The sequence below is a fragment of the Sphingobium sp. genome, assembly GCF_041987595.1.
Lineage (GTDB): Bacteria > Pseudomonadota > Alphaproteobacteria > Sphingomonadales > Sphingomonadaceae > Sphingobium.
The window spans coordinates 1-6,435 of sequence record NZ_JBHIWJ010000157.1; the positions used below are offsets into that span (position 1 = coordinate 1).

5 protein-coding genes are annotated in these 6,435 nt (G+C 59.0%); 1 reads left to right on the forward strand and 4 read right to left on the reverse strand.

The genetic code is table 11. From position 1 onward, the window contains the following. The first annotated feature begins 198 nt into the window (after positions 1-198). On the forward strand, positions 199-600 hold the full coding sequence (locus tag ACFC3J_RS21695; protein ID WP_375198043.1) for a nuclear transport factor 2 family protein: 402 nt from the start codon (positions 199-201) through the stop codon (positions 598-600). Positions 601-614: 14 nt separating this feature from the next. On the opposite strand, the gene ACFC3J_RS21700 is transcribed toward ACFC3J_RS21695, so the two are convergent. The 4 genes from ACFC3J_RS21700 to ACFC3J_RS21715 form a co-directional block, all read right to left on the reverse strand. Continuing rightward, on the reverse strand, positions 615-1,502 hold the full coding sequence (locus ACFC3J_RS21700; protein WP_222886140.1) for an AraC family transcriptional regulator: 888 nt from the start codon (positions 1,500-1,502) through the stop codon (positions 615-617). Positions 1,503-1,586: 84 nt separating this feature from the next. Further along, the gene (locus ACFC3J_RS21705; RefSeq protein ID WP_375198044.1) at positions 1,587-2,948 is read right to left on the reverse strand and encodes a spinster family MFS transporter; all 1,362 of its coding nucleotides are present in this window, start codon (positions 2,946-2,948) and stop codon (positions 1,587-1,589) included. A 175-nt stretch (positions 2,949-3,123) separates the two neighbouring features. Further along, on the reverse strand, positions 3,124-3,423 hold the full coding sequence (locus ACFC3J_RS21710) for a hypothetical protein (protein ID WP_226869976.1): 300 nt from the start codon (positions 3,421-3,423) through the stop codon (positions 3,124-3,126). Between the two features lie 145 nt (positions 3,424-3,568). Continuing rightward, a complete protein-coding gene (locus ACFC3J_RS21715) occupies positions 3,569-6,001 on the reverse strand; it encodes a TonB-dependent receptor (RefSeq protein ID WP_375198045.1) in 2,433 nt (810 codons plus the stop codon). Between the last annotated feature and the right edge of the window lie 434 nt (positions 6,002-6,435).

Below are 6,435 nucleotides of genomic sequence, written 5' to 3' on the forward strand. Positions count from 1 at the left end.
AATGCCGATGCCTACAGCCGGAACGCCCAAACATCGTCAGGCGGACATGAAGCGCATGGGTTCGGGCCGGCAGGGCCGCCGCGGCATTGCGCTGCCATCGCGGCCGCAGCATGGTGCAGGGGACGTGGCCGCTTGGCGCCCGCGAAAGGCGGGGCCTGCGGCCAATGCCATCTCTATGCAGACAAGGAGGATGAACCGATGGGACTGAGCGTAGAGGACCGGCTCGACATTTACGATCTGTTCCCGCGCTATTGCCAATATGTGGATAACGGCAGGGCGGCCGAATGGGTGAACCTATTCGCAGAGGATGGCTGCTTCGAGATTATCGGCCAGATGACCCTCCAGGGTGCAAGGCAACTGGGCGGAATGCCCGCGATGCTCGCGGAAAGGAGCGGCGGCAAATGGCGCCACCAGATCACCGACATCATGATCGACGCAAGCCCATCCGATGACGCCGCCCATGTCGGCGCCTCCGGCCTCGTGACGGACTGGAACGATGGCGGCCGGGCCATCATGTTCGCCAATTATCAGGGCGCGCTGAGCAAAATCGACGGACGCTGGAGGATCGCCAGATTGACCGCAGCCATGTTGACGGACTGAACGGCGAAAGCAGCCTATCGACCGGCGCCGCGTTCTTCCCGAAATTCGCGTGGAGTCATGCCGGTGGCCTTGCGGAAAGCGGCGGAAAAGGCTGCGGCGCTCTGGAAGCCGCAATTGCCGGCAATCACCTTGATCAGCACATCGTCCCGCGCGAGCTGTTGCTGCGCATGGGCGATCCTGCGACCGGCGATATAATCGGACAGGGTAGTGCCGGTGGTCGCTTTGAACGTCCGGATCAGGTGCCGGGGGCTGGTGCGAATTTCCGCCGCAAGGTCCGCGACCGACAGATCGCCTGACAGTTCGGCTTCGATCCTGTCCTTGATCCGGCGCAACCGCCAGCCCGGCATTTGTCCATAGCCGCTGCGGTCGTCCTCCGGGGCCTGCCGGAAATGCCGGCACAGCTCGACGACCAGCAGCAGAGCCATGCTCTCCAGCACTATGTCCTGTCCGAAACCGGGGTTGCGCAACTCTTCCAGCAGGCGCGCAAGCCCCTGACGCACCCGACCGATCTGCACATCGTGGCAGGGCGTCAAATCAGCCAGACTGTCATCCTCGAACAGTTGCATCGCCCGTTCATTTTCAAATGTCAGGCACAGCAGGCTGTGTTCGCCCGGTTCGCTCAACGCCGAAAAGGCGCCGCCCTTGGGCAGGAAAACAATATCGCCCGGCGGGTCGGCAAGCCGGCGGTCGGCGCTGAAAAAGCGCGAATTGGTACAGCGCGGACCGATGGAAAAGTCCAGATAATAGGAATCGGGCTGGTAAACCGCGCGGCTGCTCTGGGTCCAACCGAAGTGCCGAATGTCGGCAAAAATTCCGTTGGCGTGAACTTGTCGTTCGACATGAAAATGCGACGCCGTGCGCGGCGCGCACAGGGGCAGATCAGTGCCGATTGCATTCTGCATCCTCAACCTCCTTGCCATCGGTCGAGTCTGGTCCCGACCTAGAAGGGCCGGGCTATTATTTGCCAGTTGGCCGCAGATGGCAAGTCAGGGTTGATCATGATCGTTCACATCGGCCAACATCCATCGGCCCGCCAGCGCGAACAGGCCGGCGGCAAGGATGAAGAAGCAGGATCCGAAGCTGAGCGACAAGCGCAACCCCTGCGCGCTGGCGGCCTCACAGGCCGCGACCGGCCGCTTTACGCAGTCGGCGAGGCTGAGGCCTGCGGACACCCGTGCGGCTTCCCCCAATATGTCGCTGACAAGGCCGATCAGCGGCGGCCCCAGACCATAGCCCAACAGGGAACTTGTGGCGATGATGATGGCCGACGCCGTGGCCCGCATATGCGGGGGCGCGACGTCCTGCCCGTGCGCATACATGGCGGGCATGTAGAAATGCTGCCCCATCGAGGCGAACACCATCAGCGCGACGGCAAGACCGACCGTCGGCAGTTGGAAAGCGACGGCATAGAGCGACCCGCACCAGAGCAAGCCGACGGACGGCAGCCACGCCTTGATCCGTGGATAGCGCCGCCTTCCGAAATCCATCAACGGTCCGCCGATAAGCGTGAAGATAATGCCCACGCCCCCGATCACCAGCCCCATCAGCAGCGATGCGGTTGCCAGGGATAGGCCATGTCCGCGCATGAGGAAGGACACCATATATTGTTGGTTGGCATAGCTGCCGATCCCGGCAATGCCACCCGCGATCGCCACCAGGGCAAAGCTGCGCCGGACGAGCAACTGGCGGACCGTAGCGATGAAAGATGCCGCATGGACGGCACGCGGCTGGCTCCGCTGCGGTTCCGGCACTGTGGCGCGAAACAGCAGGGCCAGGACTATGCCGGCCATCCCGCAGAGGAGGAAGGCTGTGCGCCAGCCATAGGCGGCAATGAGAGCGCCCCCGGCCACTGCGGCGACAATGGCGCCGACCGGGCCGGCCACCCCGAAAATGGCAATGACAGTCGTCCGGCGCTGTGCGGGGAATGCATCGGAAATCAGCGAGTGGGACGCTGGTGTGCATCCCGCTTCACCGATGCTGACGGCGGCTCTCCCGACAAGCATCTGGAGGAAATTGGCCGCTATCCCGCAAAAGCCCGTCATGACGCTCCACAGCATCAGCGAAAAGGCAATGATCCCGACCCGTCGGCCACGGTCCGCCGCCCGTGCGATCGGGAAGCTGAAAAGCGTATAGAGTATGGCGAAAGCCGGTCCGCCAATCAGGCCCAGTTGAAAATCGCTGAGGTGCAGGTCAACCTTGATCATTTCCTGCGCGACCGAAAACAGCAGGCGATCGATATAATTCAGACAATTCAGAAGAAACAGCGCGACAATTGTCCAGGACAAAAGCGATCGACTGTTCGCCGAAGACGTCATTTCATAGGGCGTGGCCCGCTGCGTAGCATCCATGGATGAAGGATTGTGCATCACTCGTCCAAATCCGTTATAACGACCTTCCTGAGGACTATGCCAATGCAGCGTCGCATGCCGCCGTCAGCACTATCGCCGGCAGGACAGATGTCGCGCCGTGGACATATTCGCCCGGTGCCGCTGGGGGTGGATCAAGGATTTGTCGAACTGCCCGTCACAGGCAGCGACGCCGTTTCCCACCATATCGCTTGCCACAATATTCATCCAGATCGCGCATGTCCTTTGCTGCGGCCACCGCCTGCCCCCGATCACAGGGCAATTCCTTTTCGATATAGGAACGCGCTTCCACTCGCTCGCACAATTCTTCGATATCGCACCGCGAAAGAATGTTCTTTTCCCGCAAGTAACAGATCAGGCTTTGCAATATCACCAAAGCCTTGTCTCCATTATCGACCGATTGATTGACATCCATTCCACGATCCTGAATTTTCGCAATAATGGAATAATTGCGCATCTCTTCATCTGGCAGTTACACAGAAAAAGGGCCATCAGCCCCCTGACGAAAGATAGGGTTCCGTCTCCTACGAGTAGATTGCGATGACCGGATCATATCGGTCAGGTGAGGCGGACATCGCCGCCTCACCTGATCGGCGCTTATGTCAAAAACGGTAAGAGACCGTTGCCCCCCATGTGCGCGGCGCCGCGGTAAAACCGATCGCGGTACCGAACGTGCCATAGCCGTTGAAGATGGCGTTGTAATATTTCTCCCGGGTCAAGTTACGCCCCCACAGGGTGAACTCCATGCCGTCCTCCAGCTTGAAGCTGAGACTGCCGTTCAACACGCCATAGGCCTTGAGCCGGCTGAAGCTGTTCTGCGTGTTGATAAAGCTGACAGCCGCGGCGCGCTCTGCGGCGTCGTTGACACCGTCGTTAAGCGCCGGAGCCGTCAGATCAGCGGTGGCATAGTCCTGATAGACGGCTGAGGTATAGGCATAGTCGGCATGCAAGGCGATTTCGCCGCCTCTGACTGGAATGCGCTGTGTGGCGCCGACGTTCCAGGTCCATCTGGGCGCGCGCGGAACAATTTCACCGCTCCGATCAACCGTGCCGCCCAACCCTGCCGCAGTGAATGATCCCGCGGCATATTTCGCCTTCAGCCAGGATATGGCACCGCTGACTTCCATGCCCTGCCAGGGAATGAGCGTGCCTTCGAACTCGACGCCATAAGCTCTCACATCGCCCGCATTCTGAACAAACTGCGTCAGATTGCCGCCGACCAGAGCATTGACGATATTCTGCGCACCGTTCCGCCAGATATAGAAGCCTGCAAGGTTGGTCCGCAAATGCCTGTCGAGAAAGTCGCCCTTGAACCCGATTTCGGCATCCTTGACCTTTTCCGGCGCAAAGGAACTGGCGTCGGGCGGAGTCGGCCGTGAATTAAGACCGCCAGCCAATGCGGCGCCGCCCGTCTTCGCATAGACGAATTTGCCATTCCCCAGTTCATAGTCGATGCTGACCAGCCATGCGGGATAATCAAATTTGGCGGTCACGGGGTCCGTACAATTGGGGCCGGGCGGGACGAGATTGGCGTTGGCGCCCACGGCGCACAGACCCGTCGGCGGAAGCGTGATCAACCGGCCGTTCGACACGAACGAACCGGAAAAGCCTGGTATCCCACCAATATAGCCCATGCGGTTGATAGAGCGTTTGTCCCAAGTATAGCGAAATCCGCCCGTCACCCGCAACCGTTCGGTGAGGTTGTAATTGGCTTGGGCGAACAAGGCCTTGGACTCTGATTTATAGGTGGCGAGATTGGTGTTGGCGGGCGCAAGGTTGAATCCGAAATCGGTGTCCTGGAAAACGAGGGACTGGGATTGTTCGTCGCCCGATTCCTTGAAATAGAATGCACCAAGAATGAATTCCAATTCCCCCAACGTACCCGAGAATTGAAGTTCCTCGCTGCGCTGTTTCTGGGAATAGTCGCTGGCATAGGACGCGATCTTGGCGGGCGTACCGTCCAGATCGGTGCCGTCCCCGGTTTCCGCCTCCCGATAGGCTGTTATCGACTTTACCTTAAAATCCCCCAGATCATATTCTATCGTCGCACGAAGCCCCCATGTCTTGTTGTAATTGAAGGGCGTATCGATGTTGGGGTTACCCGTGTTGGGGTCATTATATGTAGTGTAGAAACGACTTTGGGTTTGCAGGAAGCTGGCAAGATCAAATTGATTGGAATAAAGAGCGAGGCCCGGACCTGCCGGATTGATACCACGCAGAGCGACATTATTGTAAGTATCCTTGATGTCAGCCCAGTCGGCCGACAGGGAGACCGTCAGCGGGACCGCCGAAGGTTCCCAGTTCAGCGTGGCGCGGGCCGCGATGTCATGATCGATACGCGCCGCATCAACTCCTCTGATGGGGTTCGGGCCGAAGCCTTTACCTCGCTCACCATAGCGCCCCGCCAGACGTAACGACAATTCGTCGCCGGCGATCGGCAAAGTCAGCGCGGATTCGATCGACCAGCTCTCATAATTGCCGATACGACCGGTAATATAGCCGCCGAAATGTCCGTCCGGCTGAACGGTTGTCATGTTCAGGGCGCCGCCTGTCGTATTGCGTCCGAACAATGTTCCCTGGGTACCGCGCAGGACTTCGACGGACGCCAGGTCGAGAAGGCCCAGATTGCCGGCAATGGGTCTTCCATAATAGACGCCATCGACATAGATGCCGACCGCAGGATCGGAAAATGAGTTGGGACTGTTCTGAGCGTTACCCCGGATGGCGAGATATATCAGGGACGCGTTCCCGGTGCCGCCAGACTGAACCGACAAACCCGGTGCGGCCCGGCCCACATCCGCGACTTCCACAATCTGGCGTTCAAGAAGGGCGGTCGGATCAAGCGCCGTCACGGCCACGGGAACGGTTTGAAGGTTTTCCGAAGTGCGGCGCGCCGTCACGATGATATCGCGCACCGCGTTATTGTCGCCGCCACTGGAGCTTTGCTCGACCGCTTCTGCCGCCTGGCTTATAGCAACACCGCACGCGCTCCACGCGGCGCCGGTCATAAGGATTACCCGGAATATCTTACCCATTTCATCCCCTCCTGTGGTGACTATATTTAATTCATGACGACCTGTTTCTATTTATTGACCGAAATGATCTATTTTTATCTTATTATATTTTCAGATAATATTTTATCTTAGTACGATCCGTAGATACTGATTGGGCAGACACATACTGATTGCCCAGACCAGCTACTCCCTGATCACTCAATCTGCGGGACGAAGCACATATCGTCGGATAGGTACCGCCCCTTTGGCTGGCCAAACTCTCCTGCCGGGATGCTCGATTTTCCAGGGAGGGACACACTTAATCCCGCCGCAACGGCTCCATGGGCACCAGAACCAGATGATCGGCCGGCACGTCAGGCCCCGCGATGACCAGACAATGTCGCAGCGTCCTTCGGTGGAAGAAACGCGTCAGGGCGATATCATCGGCAGGCGTGCTCTTTTCGATGAAGCGCATC